Annotated in this window: 16 protein-coding genes; 10 read left to right on the forward strand and 6 right to left on the reverse strand. The window is 34.0% G+C overall.

What is annotated here, in order from left to right:
• Position 1 precedes the first annotated feature (1 nt).
• Both LF20184_RS00675 and LF20184_RS12810 read right to left on the reverse strand, forming a co-directional pair.
• Complete coding sequence (locus tag LF20184_RS00675; RefSeq protein ID WP_010019011.1) at positions 2-1,270, reverse strand: GHKL domain-containing protein; 1,269 nt, start codon at positions 1,268-1,270, stop codon at positions 2-4.
• A 10-nt stretch (positions 1,271-1,280) separates the two neighbouring features.
• Complete coding sequence (locus tag LF20184_RS12810; protein ID WP_198403323.1) at positions 1,281-2,072, reverse strand: sensor histidine kinase; 792 nt, start codon at positions 2,070-2,072, stop codon at positions 1,281-1,283.
• A 695-nt stretch (positions 2,073-2,767) separates the two neighbouring features.
• On the opposite strand from LF20184_RS12810, the gene LF20184_RS00685 reads away from it, so the two are divergent.
• Positions 2,768-3,061, forward strand: coding sequence for a bacteriocin immunity family protein (locus tag LF20184_RS00685; RefSeq protein ID WP_010019007.1), 294 nt, complete (start codon positions 2,768-2,770; stop codon positions 3,059-3,061).
• Positions 3,062-3,139: 78 nt separating this feature from the next.
• Here the strand turns inward: LF20184_RS00685 and LF20184_RS00690 are convergent, their stop codons facing one another.
• The 3 genes from LF20184_RS00690 to LF20184_RS00700 form a co-directional block, all read right to left on the reverse strand.
• Positions 3,140-4,033 (reverse strand): IS3 family transposase, encoded by an 894-nt coding sequence (locus LF20184_RS00690; protein ID WP_099240376.1) that lies wholly within the window; start codon positions 4,031-4,033, stop codon positions 3,140-3,142.
• Entirely contained in the window at positions 4,030-4,704 is a 675-nt protein-coding gene (locus LF20184_RS00695) for a helix-turn-helix domain-containing protein (RefSeq protein ID WP_082607452.1), read from the reverse strand. The genes LF20184_RS00690 and LF20184_RS00695 overlap by 4 nt, the downstream gene beginning before the upstream one ends.
• Before the next feature lie 108 nt (positions 4,705-4,812).
• A complete protein-coding gene (locus LF20184_RS00700) occupies positions 4,813-5,400 on the reverse strand; it encodes a hypothetical protein (protein WP_010019006.1) in 588 nt (195 codons plus the stop codon).
• Positions 5,401-5,593: 193 nt separating this feature from the next.
• On the opposite strand from LF20184_RS00700, the gene LF20184_RS00705 reads away from it, so the two are divergent.
• From LF20184_RS00705 to LF20184_RS00740, 8 genes are all read left to right on the forward strand, one after another.
• On the forward strand, positions 5,594-5,968 hold the full coding sequence (locus LF20184_RS00705) for a GntR family transcriptional regulator (protein WP_010019005.1): 375 nt from the start codon (positions 5,594-5,596) through the stop codon (positions 5,966-5,968).
• On the forward strand, positions 5,961-6,707 hold the full coding sequence (locus tag LF20184_RS00710; protein ID WP_010019003.1) for an ATP-binding cassette domain-containing protein: 747 nt from the start codon (positions 5,961-5,963) through the stop codon (positions 6,705-6,707). Before LF20184_RS00705 ends, LF20184_RS00710 begins: the two co-directional genes overlap by 8 nt.
• A complete protein-coding gene (locus LF20184_RS00715; protein WP_010019001.1) occupies positions 6,694-7,443 on the forward strand; it encodes a hypothetical protein in 750 nt (249 codons plus the stop codon). The genes LF20184_RS00710 and LF20184_RS00715 overlap by 14 nt, the downstream gene beginning before the upstream one ends.
• Positions 7,444-7,458: 15 nt before the next feature.
• Entirely contained in the window at positions 7,459-8,172 is a 714-nt protein-coding gene (locus LF20184_RS00720) for an ATP-binding cassette domain-containing protein (RefSeq protein ID WP_010019000.1), read from the forward strand.
• Positions 8,165-8,938: a hypothetical protein gene (locus LF20184_RS00725; RefSeq protein ID WP_010018999.1), complete on the forward strand. Its 774-nt coding sequence runs from the start codon at positions 8,165-8,167 to the stop codon at positions 8,936-8,938. Before LF20184_RS00720 ends, LF20184_RS00725 begins: the two co-directional genes overlap by 8 nt.
• Before the next feature lie 29 nt (positions 8,939-8,967).
• Positions 8,968-9,711 (forward strand): hypothetical protein, encoded by a 744-nt coding sequence (locus LF20184_RS00730; RefSeq protein ID WP_010018997.1) that lies wholly within the window; start codon positions 8,968-8,970, stop codon positions 9,709-9,711.
• 343 nt (positions 9,712-10,054) lie between these two features.
• Positions 10,055-10,240 carry a hypothetical protein gene (locus LF20184_RS00735; protein ID WP_010018995.1) on the forward strand — a complete coding sequence of 62 codons (186 nt, stop codon included), beginning with the start codon at positions 10,055-10,057 and terminating at the stop codon, positions 10,238-10,240.
• 56 nt (positions 10,241-10,296) lie between these two features.
• The gene (locus LF20184_RS00740; RefSeq protein WP_010018993.1) at positions 10,297-10,866 is read left to right on the forward strand and encodes a hypothetical protein; all 570 of its coding nucleotides are present in this window, start codon (positions 10,297-10,299) and stop codon (positions 10,864-10,866) included.
• A 39-nt stretch (positions 10,867-10,905) separates the two neighbouring features.
• On the opposite strand, the gene LF20184_RS00745 is transcribed toward LF20184_RS00740, so the two are convergent.
• Positions 10,906-11,928 (reverse strand): lipoate--protein ligase, encoded by a 1,023-nt coding sequence (locus tag LF20184_RS00745; protein WP_010018992.1) that lies wholly within the window; start codon positions 11,926-11,928, stop codon positions 10,906-10,908.
• A gap of 156 nt (positions 11,929-12,084) precedes the next feature.
• Between LF20184_RS00745 and LF20184_RS00750 the strand changes: the two genes are divergently transcribed.
• Positions 12,085-12,741 (forward strand): histidine phosphatase family protein, encoded by a 657-nt coding sequence (locus LF20184_RS00750; protein WP_010018991.1) that lies wholly within the window; start codon positions 12,085-12,087, stop codon positions 12,739-12,741.
• Positions 12,742-12,841: the final 100 nt, after the last annotated feature.

A 12,841-nucleotide genomic window follows, 5' to 3' on the forward strand; every position in this document is an offset into this window, starting at 1 on the left:
TTTATCTTGCTCCTTTGATTAATGTGATGTGGAATCGAAACCACTTGGCATTTTTACTATGTTGAATGAATAAATTAGAATACTGTTTCTTTAATTCCTTAATGGGTAAGAGTTCCAAATAATCTTTTTCCATTTTGGTAGTTGGCAAATTAGATAAAGTATTGTTGATCAGAAAAGCTAACTGTTGATCCTCTTGAATAATCGACAGCTGAATCTCGCCATGAGTTTGTGTCTGCGTATCAGTGATAGCATTGTCGATAGCTTGGTTGAGCAATTTAATTAAATCGAGGATGTTGATTGGTACTTCAGATAATTTTTGGGCACAAGTGAAGTGAACCGTAACGTCAGCTTGGTTGATAGTACGTAATTTACTGATAAAAAGACTCTTTAAATAAGGATTTTTGACATTATTTAAGTCTTGATACAAATCCATTGATAAATTATTCAAATAGTCGTCTGAATAATTTTCTAAATTGTCCAAAGCCTGATTGATTGCTTGAGGGCTCTTTTCTTGGACGACAGTTTTTAAACTGAAAAGTAAATTCTTATAATCGTGTTTGAAATGGCGCAATTTCAATTGATCACTTTCTAATTGGTCAGTGTAGAGCTTTAGATTGTGGACCTGCTCTTTGGAAAATTGATCTTGATAAATTTCTTGTCGTTTACGGTGAGCCTTAATGAAGATAAATACGATGAAATTGAGTTGAATGAGAACAAAAATCAAAATTCCCGTAATTAGAGTGGTATAGGTTTGGAAATGCTGCAAGAGTATGAGTGCCATGTATAGGGCTACGTAAAGATAACCAATCAAGATACCGATTATAGCGTTATGACGGTTAATGAAGAAAGCCGTTAAATTAAAATAATTGTAAAAATAAACGAAAGCAACAGAAAGAATGAACTCCAATAAACCAACTGTTAGTGAACAAGCGTAATTATCGAAACCTGTTGGGAACAATAACATAATGAGTGGGGTTGGGATGAGAACTGCTAGTAGTTTAACTAATAAGTTTAGGATGATTAGATTAATTAAATAGTAGTTATTCTCCTTAGAATGCAGTTGCCAATAAATAATCACAAAAATTATTGGTAAAGCAAAACCAGCTAAAAATAAGTGAAGAATAACTGAAATAAACACTAACAGAGTGTATTTTTGGAGACGTATTTTATCTGGAAACCTAGTATGATAGGTCAAGTTCAAAACGTAGTAAAAAATACTCCAAGATAAGATCAATCTTAGAATATGCGGATCTGATAAGTTTATGAGCATAGCTCCTCCATTATTTGATAATTACGATAGTTAGATTGAACCAGTGGTGGTTTTGACGATATTGTACGAATAAGTTGGGATATTTTTTTTCAATGTCAGCAACATTGACTAGTCCGAAACCAGAATGGTTCTTCTTGGTAGTAAAGCCATCTTGCATCATCTTTGTAACGTCGTTATGCGAAAAAATAGTGTTGTTGATAATGATAGATAGCTGTTTTGATTCCTGGATTAGAGCGATTTGGATCTCGCCTTTGTTCTTGGCTGTCGCTTCAATAGCATTGTCGAGAGAAATTCCGAGTAATCGAACCAAATCAAAGATATTAATGTTTAATTTGTCGACGACGTCTTGGCATTCGAAATGACAATTGATTTTCTTTTGACTGATCAGAGTTAATTTACTGATAAGAAGGCTCTTTAAATAAGAATTCTGAACGTTATTTAAATCCTTGAACAGTTGCATTGAGATATTATCAAAGTAACTGTCAGAATAGCTTTCAAGATTAGTTAGTGATTTTTGGATTTCTGAGTAGTCACTCGTTTGAGAAATTCTTCTTAAACCAGAGATGGTTTTTTTGTAATTATGTTCAAATTTTTGAAGGTTGATTTGGTCGTGTTCCAATTGATCGGTATACATTTTTAGGTTTTTTAGTTGTTCTTTAGTAAGTTCGCGGCTATAAGCTTCTTTTTGGGTTTGATCACTTTTCAAAAATAGAATGACGATAAATGCACATTGTATTAAGATGAACAGCATTGCTCCAGAAACTAAATCGGAATAAACTTGGTAGTTTTGAATAATTTGCATGAAAAAATAAATAACAATAAATAGATAACCGAATAATAAGGTGAATAAATAGGAATGCTTGATATTCCAATGTTCTTCTAAATTAAAATAGCGATAAGTCAGAATGAAGCATAAATTGAGGGCAAGCTCGATGATGACTGTGATTAAAACGAAACTGATACTGCCAAATAGGCTTTTAGTGGAGATGTGATAATCATAAAAAACAATAGTAGTCGTGTCCGCAAAAAATTCAGAAATTAAACGTAATAATGAACTCAAGATGATGGTATTGATCAAGAAAAAGTTTATCTTAGGATGATGTCCAAAAGTTAAATAAAGTAAAATTGCGGTAATAAAATATGACCAATTTCCTAGAAAAATTTGACTAAAACTCGAAAAAATCCATAGAACTATTAGGGGATAAACTTTGGGACGAAAGAGCTGGTTGAAGACACAATAAAAAATGCCCCAAGTTAAAATTTGCCCAATATTATAGACAAATGGCACAATATAAATCATTTTATCCCCCCTTTATGTATTAATTATCGCATAATTACTCATAAATTAATTATGGATATCCTGAGAGGGGGAAATATCTTCTCGAAATCTAGTTTCAGGAATAGAAAAACTACGTTCATGATATTTTGACAGGACTTTTCAAACAAAATGTTAGATTGAATGTACGCGAAACGCATGTTTTGAAGGGAAGATTTACGATGGATAAAGTGGAAAAAATGATGAGACAATTAAGTCAGGCTTATAATGACCCAGAAATGGATAAACGCCCCGATTTGAAAGAAGTAATTTTTAGAGCTGCTCAGGAACTAGAAAAGGATGGTACAGCTGATTTGGTCGCCTCAAAATTGTGCAAGGAAATTCCTGTCGATTATTTAATCAATAAGAAAGATTTCCCTGAAGCAATGTTCAAATTGTATTATCAATTAAAGGGCAAAGAGACAAGGTATGACGGTATTGCGATGGCATCTATTTTTAGTAGTGTTTGGTTCTAAAAAAAGTTCCACTAGAATAATCTTGCGTTGGCACCTGTCAAGTTGATATTTGAAATAATATAAAAATTGAATATTTTTTTAGATGGCCATATCCCAGTGTTCTGCTGGGGTATGGCCATTTATTGTTTGTGATCTGTTTATATGATTGAAATAGTGAATTCCTTCGTTGACAAGTTTGACTAGTTCTTTGTAAGTCTTAGGCATTGGATGGCGATTCATCCAACGTAATTTGAATTCACTCCACCAACGTTCCATTGGTGAATTATCGTACGGTGTACCTGGTCTTGACATACTTCTAATAACGCCATGTTCATCTAAAAAATTTCCAAATGATAATGACGTAAACGCTGATCCGCGGTCCGTATGGACCATCGGACACACATTACCAGCTTTTGTAAATGCACGTTGAAATACAATTATTTCAGCTGCTGAAGTTTCTGTAAGGCTGATATTACTTGAAATTAAATAACGACCGTAGAGGTCTAAAACTCCACTCAAACGGACTTTATATTCGCCGTTTAAGCCGTAAGGAATTTCTGTTGAGTCACATAACCAGACTTGATTAGGTCCCGTTACCTCGAAATTTTGATTCAGTACATTATCTTGTATATAAATCTCTTTTTGTTTAGAACGATTGTGTTTCTTGATTCTAGACTGACATTTAATGTCTAATTCTCTCATTAAACGTTTCACTTGTTTAAGTGAAACCTTAAATGTGATTTGATTATCCGCTAATAGGTTAATCAATATCTTGCCTGCACCAATAGTCTTAGTATTTAATTCGTACCAGTACATAATACGTTCTTTTAATAGCTTATCTTGAAGTTCCTTTTCCGTTTCTGTACGAGTCCAGTATTTGCTATATGCTTGTCGGCTAACACCGACAACGCGCAGTAAAACGGTTATGGCTCCATGATTATTTTGACTGACTTCCTTTATTGCCTGGTAAGCCAATCTATGTTGTTGTTTCACCCCCTGTGCTGAATTTCTTGCAATTTTTTTGCGAATTCCTCAATTAATTTTTGGTCTTTTAATTGGGATTCCAATTCTCTGATTTTTAAATGCGCTTTATCTAATTCTGTTAAGTCATCTTTTGCTTTGTGATGGCCCCGGCCATCGATCAAAGCTTTATAACCGCCGTCCTTGGATTTTAAAACCCAAGAACGAACTTGTTGATAAGATATGGAATACTTTTCTGCAGCTTCCTTATAAGTATGTTTGCCCTTAACGACATACTCTACGATTTCGATACGTTCTTCAAAGGTTATCTTTTTTTTCATAATGGAATTCTTCTTTCTTGGTGAGCCATCCTTCAACAGTTTTCCATTATTATACTTGAACACCCAGTCCGATACTTGAAAAGTATTTCTTAAACCATATTTATAGGCAATGGTTTCTAAAGAACCTTTACCTTCAAGATAGTCTGTCACGACTTGTAATTTAAATTTATATGAATATTTTGTACGCTTTGTTATTTCCTTCAGGCCGTCGATTCCATATTGATCGAAGAGATGGACCCATCTACGAAAAGTTTTATGAACAATATTATTTTTTCTGGCAAATGTTCTGAGTGGATAAGTTGACTCTTTGAATCCTAGCACTAAATCTAGCTTTTCTTGAAGTGAGTGTTTACTTCTAGGCATAGAAAAATCCTTTCATGAATATCAGATGAATTTATATTATTTCATCTGACAACCATAAAAGGATTATCGCATCTCGAAGTTTTGAGATATCTAGTGGAACTTTTTGTTTTAATCGTTAATAAATTTGAGATTTTCTTCTGACAAATTAATTTTTGAGGCTTTGAATTCGTTTAAAAATAATCTTAATTTGGCGATGGTAGTTTGTGGATGCGTGAAGTAGTCTTTAGAAATGTCCAGATTGATCTTAGTCTTGTCGTCTAGAATGATTTGGATTTTGACAGGACTGTTGATCATCAAAAATAATCCATACATCAAACTACCTTCTTCAGCCGCAATGAATTGAGCGGTTAGATCGGTATAGGTTGGTGGTAAGCCAGTAATAGTTATTTCTTTGATTTTAGTTTTATCGATTACTTTCATCGGCAATTTAGCTGGCGATACCATGGCAATGACGCGATTAGTAGTTTTACCGATATCGCTATAACGGATAAATTCTGGGCTTGATTCCCAATAATTGAAGATAGTCGGCAAAAAGAGAAGATAATGTCCAAGGAACATGACACTAAACATGATGATTCCAACTTCGACACCAAGTGTTAATGAAATATTGGAGCCAAATAATAGTCCAACTGTTAGTCCCGTTAATAAGCTCAAACCTAACGGTCGGTAATTGACTTTTTTTCCGAATTTTAACATGATACATCAGTCTTTTCTATGTATCCATTCCCAATTTCAATGTTAATATAGCATGATTTTTGTTGAATGTTATAAATATACCGTGGACAAATTGTACTAGAAAATAAATAAAAGTAATCAACATCAATCGGTTGCTTTTTTATTTGTCCTGTTATACTGTATTAGTGTACTAGAACAGTAAGAAGGTGAAAAGATGGAATATATCGACAGCATACCAATTTATTTACAGATCAAGGATATTTTGTATCGCAAGATCATCAGTAATGAGTATGAACTAGGGTCACAGCTTCCTTCTGTTAGACAGTTGGCAGTTCAATTTTCTGCAAATACTAATACCGTTCAAAAATCGCTTAAAGAAATGATGGAAGAAGAGGTAATCACTCCACAGCGTGGTAAAGGTAATTTTGTAACTGAAGATGAACAGATCGTGAAAAAATTAAGAAATCACATTGTTAATGAAATGTTTGATGCAACATATGACAAATTGCATTCACTAAATATGAACGACCAGGAAATCATTGATAGCTTTAAAAACTATGTCAAGCAAAGGGATGAGGGCGATGAGTAAGGTACTAGAAATTAAAGATCTTCGATATAAGAAGAATCACAAAGTTATATTAGACAAGGTCAATTTAAGTTTAGACAACGGGAAAATCGTCGGCTTGCTCGGAGCTAATGGAGCTGGTAAAACGACTTTGATGCGTTTGATTGTCGGTTTGAATGCTAAGACATCCGGTCAGATTAACGTTGTAGGAATCGACAGTAAAGAAGCCATCAAGTCTTGTGTCAGTACAACTTATTCACTCAAGAGTGCCTTTAAAGATGTTTTTGCTGGTAGTTGGTTTGAACGTAATCGTATCAAAGATGTCGTTAAATTTTATCAAACTGTTTATCCTGATTTTTCTTTAGAGAAATACCAAGAGATGGCTGATTTTTTAGATATTGATGGTCGTCAAAACTTGAAAAATTTATCAACTGGTGAGACTGAGAAATTAACAATTGCTTTAACTCTAGCGCGTCAGGTTCCACTTTATTTATTGGATGAACCTTTGAATGGAATTGATATTATGACACGTAAAAAGATTATTAAGAGCATTATTCAATGGAAAAATGATGATGCCACGATGATAATTAGTTCGCATTATGTTAAAGAAATTGCCGCTTTGTTGGATGATGTGATTATTATCAAAGATCAAACTATTTATGAAGTTGATTCAGTTGAAGAAATCCAAGCTAAATATCATATGGGTATTGAAGCCTACTATGAACAAGTTTACGAAGGGGGTACGGAAGATGAGCAGCATTAGTCGAGTTAATAAAGATTTATTCCATCAACGTGGAAAAATAATCTCATTGATTTTAGGTTTTCACTTACTAGCCATACTATTGATGATTCTTTACAAGAACGTTTTCAATATTACTGATCCCACGAGTTTGACTGGCGGTGTCCTTATAGCTGTTGTCATCGGTGTAGTCTTTTTGGTAATGTCGGTCATTAATATTTTTGACAGCAGCAAGTATCGATTGATTCCCATCAGTGACAAGGGACTTTATTTCAGCAATTTTTTGTCAGCCTTTTTCGCCGTAATTTATTTATTAGTCGGTGAGGCAATTGTTTATTTTGGTGCTTATGCGATTTCTCCAAATCCGTACGATCAAATTATGATTAAAGATTTCAGTGCTGGTCAGTATTGGTTCAAATTTGAAGTAGTCATAGCAATTATTTTAGGAATCATGTTGATTTTAGTTGGTAGTGTCGTAATTCGTTTGTTAGTTTCTCTAATAGAAGATCTTTTACCAATTAAAAAGCAAGCTATAGTAACAGTATTTTTAACTTTAATCGTGATCTGGGCCGTTATGGTACCATTCAATTTCATTACCGCCAACACTTTGATCCTTTTAGGGGTAAGAGAAGTTACTACTAGTTTTGACAGTGTCGTAAGAATGCTCAATATGAGTTTGTTCATACTATTAATTTGGAATATTGTTTTAACATTTTTGAATTTGTACCTACTGAATAGATGGTCAGAAGCAACTAAGTAAAAAGGAGGAGATAACATGGCAGAATTACTTAAGATAAACAATTTAACGTACAAGAAAAACTACAAGACTATTTTAGACAACATCAACTTATCAATTGTCAGTGGCAAAATTATCGGACTCCTGGGAGAAAACGGAGCTGGTAAAACAACTTTAATGAGACTGATTGCAGGAGTTAATTCCATCAAAGAAGGCGTTATAACGGTAGATGGCAAAACTAAGAAAGCCGATATCAAGAAAAATGTCAGTTTGAGTGATGAATTAGGTGGTTTCGGTCGCAATACCAAAGTCAATGAGATAGTTAACTTTTATCAAAACGTTTATCCTGATTTTTCAATGGAAAAGTATCAAAAAATTGCTCAGTATTTGGAATTAGATGAGTCAAAGCGATTATCAAGTCTTTCAACAGGAACTCTTGGCAAATTAGTGATTGCTTTAGCCCTAGCGCGCGATACGAAATTGTACTTGTTAGATGAACCGATGAGTGGAATTGACAGTATGTCTCGTAAGAAAATTATTAGCAGTATTATTCGTTGGAAATCAGATGACTCTACGATTATTATCAGTGATCACTATGTGACAGAAATTGCTAGTTTATTGGATGACATCGTGATTATCAAAGATAAAACAGTTTATGAGATGCGTTCAGTCGAATCGATCCAAGAAAAATATCACTTAGGCGTTGAAGAGTACTACGAAAAAGTTTACGAAGGAGGTCTACCTAATGAATGATTTTGCTGGTTTGAGTAAAAACTTGATTCGTGAAAAATGGCGATTGATGAATTGGATCGTTGGAATTGATATTTTAGCTTTAATAGTCTTGTTCATCATGTATCTTATTTCAAACGGTTTTTCTGGTTCAACGAACTACTTTTTTCAAATTTTCGTTGTTAGTGTAACGATTGTCAACTTCATTAGTTTTATTATGTTGTCGCGCAAAAATGAACACGTATTTACAAGTAACAACTATCGCTTATTGCCAGTTACTGATACTACTTTGTATATCAGTAATTTATTTACTACCTTTGTAGCCTTTGTCTATTTACAAGTTTTGGAAGCAATTATTGCAGCTATTTTATATGCAATTAGTAATTTCGGAAATATCGAGTCTGGTGATTTTTCAGGCGCTTCTTCTGGAATGGGACTATTGTTTGGAGCAGTGGTCTTTATGATTTTAGTATCTTTAGTAATGTGGAGTGGAATTACTTTAATCCATTTTCTAATTAGCTGGATCAAAGGCTTTTTACCATTCAAATCACAAAAGTTCGTAACTTTTATTCTTTATCTAGTAGTAATCTGGGGTGCATCAGTTATCTTTGATATCGCAACAGGATATATTTATCGATGGATATATACAGCTGGCTACATGGGTGCACAGACACTTTCACAAATCACTAATGCTGTCTGGATTACTTCAGGAATAATGCTCGTTTGGTTATTGATTTTTAGTTTTATCAATATTTATTTAATGAAACGCTGGGTAGAAACAATACGTTAATAACAATATGACTATGGGATGGTTTTATTATGTACAACGTGAGTAAAGATTTACTTGGAAATAAATTCAAACGCATTGCTTTGATTTTAGGCTGGAATTTTCTATCAGTTTTAGCCGTTATAACGATTGATTATTTAAAAATAATTTTCAATCCGTCGTATAAAACGATACTTTTAATTGCACTGTCAGCAGGATTTTATTTATGGAGCGTGGTCAGTTTAATTAAATTCAGCCGCCAAGTTCTGAATAACAACAAATATCGCTTGATTCCACTTAGTGATAAGAAGCTATTCTTCAGTGATTTTCTAACATCTTTGGTGGCTTATATCACTTATTGCTTAGTTTCGGGTGGAATGCTTCTAGTATCGCTTTATTATTACATGGGAAAGACTTCCTTCTTGCGAGTGATCATCGATGGTAATACGCAAGCAGAATTATTGTTGAAAGATTTAGCAATATTTTTCTTAGGAACTGTTTTGATTTTAGTCGGCAGCACCTTGATTCATCTAACAATGGGATGTTTGGAAAGTATTTTTCCTTTTAAAAATCAAAAAGCTTTCAAAATAATGTTTAACTGCTTTATGGTGGCAATTACCGCTGGAATCAGCTATTTGAGCTTGATTGAAATGTCAGCTGTCAGTATGTATCGATTTATAAAAGTACCAACTAATTTATTTACTAATCTGTGTTTGGTTGAAGGTTTTATCGTTATAGCGATTGTGCTTATCGACTTATATTTGTTAGAGAACTTATCAGAAACAACTCGTTCATGACCAAAAATCGTCGGTTCAGGATAAACTTGGCATAAAAAAATAATTTTCAACTAAACTAAGAATAAAGACGGAGTAAAGAGGGGATTGTGTGAGTTTCAATCGAGATTTTTACAAAGTAAAATATTTTTGGATCGGCATTTTGGGATTATCTTTTCTGCTGAAATTTCCGTGGGAAGATGTCTGCAGCATAAAAGGCATCGCATTCTTAATTATCGTCGTTACTGGACTGGTTTCGGTAGTGAGTTCAGTATTTAACTTTTCTAAGTATTTTTCTTAGAGAATCAAACCTTTTTCTTTTACTCAATAGTGGCATATCATTGAGTTAAAAGGTGGTGCGCTTATAATGATTGAATTAATTGGAATAATCGTAATTATAATGGGAATTTATCAAATTTATGTTGGACGGAAAACTTACTACAATATCAAAGAAAAAGTAAAAAATCCTCAACCATACGTATTTATGGGCGTCTACTTCTCCTTGGTCATGGGAATAATTTTTCTAGTCGTAGGTGCATTTTTGATTAAGTAAGCGCTATATACTAAAAAATGGTATTCTTAAAGGAATGAAATTTTTCGAGGTATATTATGAATTTAGAATTTGGACGAAAAGTCAGTTACAAGCCTTTATTAGTCATTGTGGCGGTCAGTTTAATAATTGGGGCTTTTATTTACATTTTTTCTGACAGCATTATGATTGCTGGAGCGTTCGCAGTTTTGTGCTTAGTTATTGGGCCATTTTTGTATTCTATCAATCTCAATAATAATTACGGCTATTGGGAAGTCACTGATAAAGGAATCTACTTTTACGATTACAGTACGCTGGATCGCAAGTTATCAGCTATTATCGTGCCGGCCAAAACTAATCAGGAATTTTTGGAGTTTTCTAAAATTGCCAAGATTTCATTAGTTAGTGGTGAGGGAATCAAAGTTCCGGATAATATTGTTGGTGGAGTATTCTTTAGCGTTTATGCACCAGAAAGATTGTTAGTTAATTTAGCAACGCCATTTTATCTTGAATTGAAGACGACTGATGGATTTGAAATCATTTTGGACTTGTCGATGGATGCCACAGAGGATGAAAAAATCGAGCAGGCCTTAAAGCAAATTACTTCTAAGTCAGGTCAAGATGTGGAGTTACTTCAACAAACCGTATAAGAAAAGCTATTCAGCTGAGAAAACTGAATAGCTTTTTTCTTACGATAATAATAAATCTACTAGTGGTTCGGGTTCGATGTTACCGAGATTATTCTTCAAATCAACTTTCGATAGAGCTTCAACTAAAGCTGATTTTTCAAACTTAACTCCAAGTAGAGCTTTTTCAATCAAACCAACATCGCCGCCAGTGATAAAGTCGCCATAAATTTTAATGGCAGAAATTTTTTCATCTTTGAGTGAGAAATTGAAGGCAATCGTTCCAATATCGAAGTGTTTTGAAACGTAATTAGTGAAACCAGGATTCTTACCGTAATTCCAAGCGTCAGTATCGTACTTGTCTTTCAAACGAGAATCGATGATATCCCAATCATGGTCAGTTAATTTGTAAGTCTTGATGTCAGATAACTTGTCGACTTTGAAAATATGTTTTAGCAATTCGTCCTTGAATTGAACTGGGTCCATGCTGCGATAAGGTTCGTCTAAGTAAGATTTGATATTCGTAATACGCTTGTTGACGGATTTGACACCTTTTGATTCAAGTTTATCTTTTTCAGGAGTCAGAACTTTACTAGCAGTATCCATGTCGAGATCAAACATCAGAGTTCCACCAGCTGCAAAAGAATCGCCGACTTTGAACATCGTCATACCAGAGAATTTCTTACCATCGATGACGATATCGTTACGTCCGTGCATCTTGGCATCAGTAGCACCCATTGCGTGTAGAGCGTCGAGGATTGGTTTAGCAAAGTAGTCGTATTCCCCAAAATGTTCGTCGTTACCAATAACGATATTTTCGAAGATGAAGTTGCCATAATCGTGGTAGACGGCACCTCCACCGGAAGTTCTTCTGACTAATTGAATACCCTTTTCTTTAAGATAAGGGAAGTTGACTTCGGCGTAGGCATTTTGATGAACACCGATGATGACAGAAGGGTTATTTACGTACAAAATCAGACCGTGTCCAGGTAGTCGCAAGTCGTTGACTAAATAGTTATCTAATGATTGATTCACGATGGCATTATAAACAGGTTTGCCATTCCTTGAGGTATCGATAAAAAACATTTTCTTCACTCCTTCTAAATTTATAACTTCATTGTAAGCCTTTACTTATAATAGAAGAAAGTCGATTAATTAGATAAATTTTAGAAAATTGAGTTTTATCAGTTGCAAGATTACAATAGTCTCTAAAGTAAACGTTTTAATTAAGGGAGTGATCGATTGGATATTTACTTTATACGTAGTGGTGAGACTTTTTTCAATTATTTAGACAAAATGCAAGGTTGGTCAGATACTCCTTTAACTGATGATGGTCGCAAAGACTCTTATCAAATGGGGCGGACCTTAGTTAATTTAGGCGAAACTTCAGAGAATATTTATTGTAGTGATATGAATCGTTCAGTTCAAACAGTAACAGAATTAAACAGTGGCTTGAAAGCTGCTGGTGGCAAAGTTTTGAATATGATTACAATGCCAGAATTACGAGCACAGTTTTACGGAAGTTTTGAAGGTCAATCGAAAAAAGAAGTTTATAAGAAAATTGCTGGTAAAACAGTCGAGGAAACTTTGGATGAAATGAATGCCAATCAAATGCAAGACAAGTTGGCAAAAATTGATCCTAAGCATTTAGCTGAAAATAGCAAAGAGTTTTGGGATCGTTTTGGCAAAGGTATCGAAAAGATTTTGTCAGTCGAAACAAAACCAGTCATCGTGGTTACGCACAGCGCAATTTTGACAGCGATGGTCAATATGAATGCACCATTTTTGTTGAATCAAGTGGAATCGGACAATTTGTCTTTGACCAAAGTTCATTTTGACGGAAAGAAATTTGCCCCAAAGATTGTTTATTATAATGAAAAAGTTGAACAAAATTTGTAAAGCAGTCATTTTTATGGCTGTTTTTTTTTGCAATTCAAATGTTTGTTTAACCTGTAAGAAAAGTTTACGGTTGATATTGCAATGGGATACTAATCTCTTT

Source organism: Companilactobacillus farciminis KCTC 3681 = DSM 20184, from assembly GCF_002706745.1.
Classification (GTDB): Bacteria; Bacillota; Bacilli; order Lactobacillales; family Lactobacillaceae; genus Companilactobacillus; species Companilactobacillus farciminis.

What these genes read in the sequence shown, in the direction of transcription:
- LF20184_RS00705 (WP_010019005.1), top strand. Translation starts at nt 5,594, where the DNA reads ATGGAATATATCGACAGCATACCAATTTATTTACAGATCAAGGATATT.
- LF20184_RS00695 (WP_082607452.1), bottom strand. Translation starts at nt 4,704, where the DNA reads ATGCCTAGAAGTAAACACTCACTTCAAGAAAAGCTAGATTTAGTGCTA.
- LF20184_RS00735 (WP_010018995.1), top strand. Translation starts at nt 10,055, where the DNA reads ATGATTGAATTAATTGGAATAATCGTAATTATAATGGGAATTTATCAA.
- LF20184_RS00740 (WP_010018993.1), top strand. Translation starts at nt 10,297, where the DNA reads ATGAATTTAGAATTTGGACGAAAAGTCAGTTACAAGCCTTTATTAGTC.
- LF20184_RS00745 (WP_010018992.1), bottom strand. Translation starts at nt 11,928, where the DNA reads ATGTTTTTTATCGATACCTCAAGGAATGGCAAACCTGTTTATAATGCC.
- LF20184_RS00700 (WP_010019006.1), bottom strand. Translation starts at nt 5,400, where the DNA reads ATGTTAAAATTCGGAAAAAAAGTCAATTACCGACCGTTAGGTTTGAGC.
- LF20184_RS00715 (WP_010019001.1), top strand. Translation starts at nt 6,694, where the DNA reads ATGAGCAGCATTAGTCGAGTTAATAAAGATTTATTCCATCAACGTGGA.
- LF20184_RS00710 (WP_010019003.1), top strand. Translation starts at nt 5,961, where the DNA reads ATGAGTAAGGTACTAGAAATTAAAGATCTTCGATATAAGAAGAATCAC.
- LF20184_RS00730 (WP_010018997.1), top strand. Translation starts at nt 8,968, where the DNA reads ATGTACAACGTGAGTAAAGATTTACTTGGAAATAAATTCAAACGCATT.
- LF20184_RS00675 (WP_010019011.1), bottom strand. Translation starts at nt 1,270, where the DNA reads ATGCTCATAAACTTATCAGATCCGCATATTCTAAGATTGATCTTATCT.
- LF20184_RS00725 (WP_010018999.1), top strand. Translation starts at nt 8,165, where the DNA reads ATGAATGATTTTGCTGGTTTGAGTAAAAACTTGATTCGTGAAAAATGG.
- LF20184_RS12810 (WP_198403323.1), bottom strand. Translation starts at nt 2,072, where the DNA reads ATGCAAATTATTCAAAACTACCAAGTTTATTCCGATTTAGTTTCTGGA.
- LF20184_RS00685 (WP_010019007.1), top strand. Translation starts at nt 2,768, where the DNA reads ATGGATAAAGTGGAAAAAATGATGAGACAATTAAGTCAGGCTTATAAT.
- LF20184_RS00720 (WP_010019000.1), top strand. Translation starts at nt 7,459, where the DNA reads ATGGCAGAATTACTTAAGATAAACAATTTAACGTACAAGAAAAACTAC.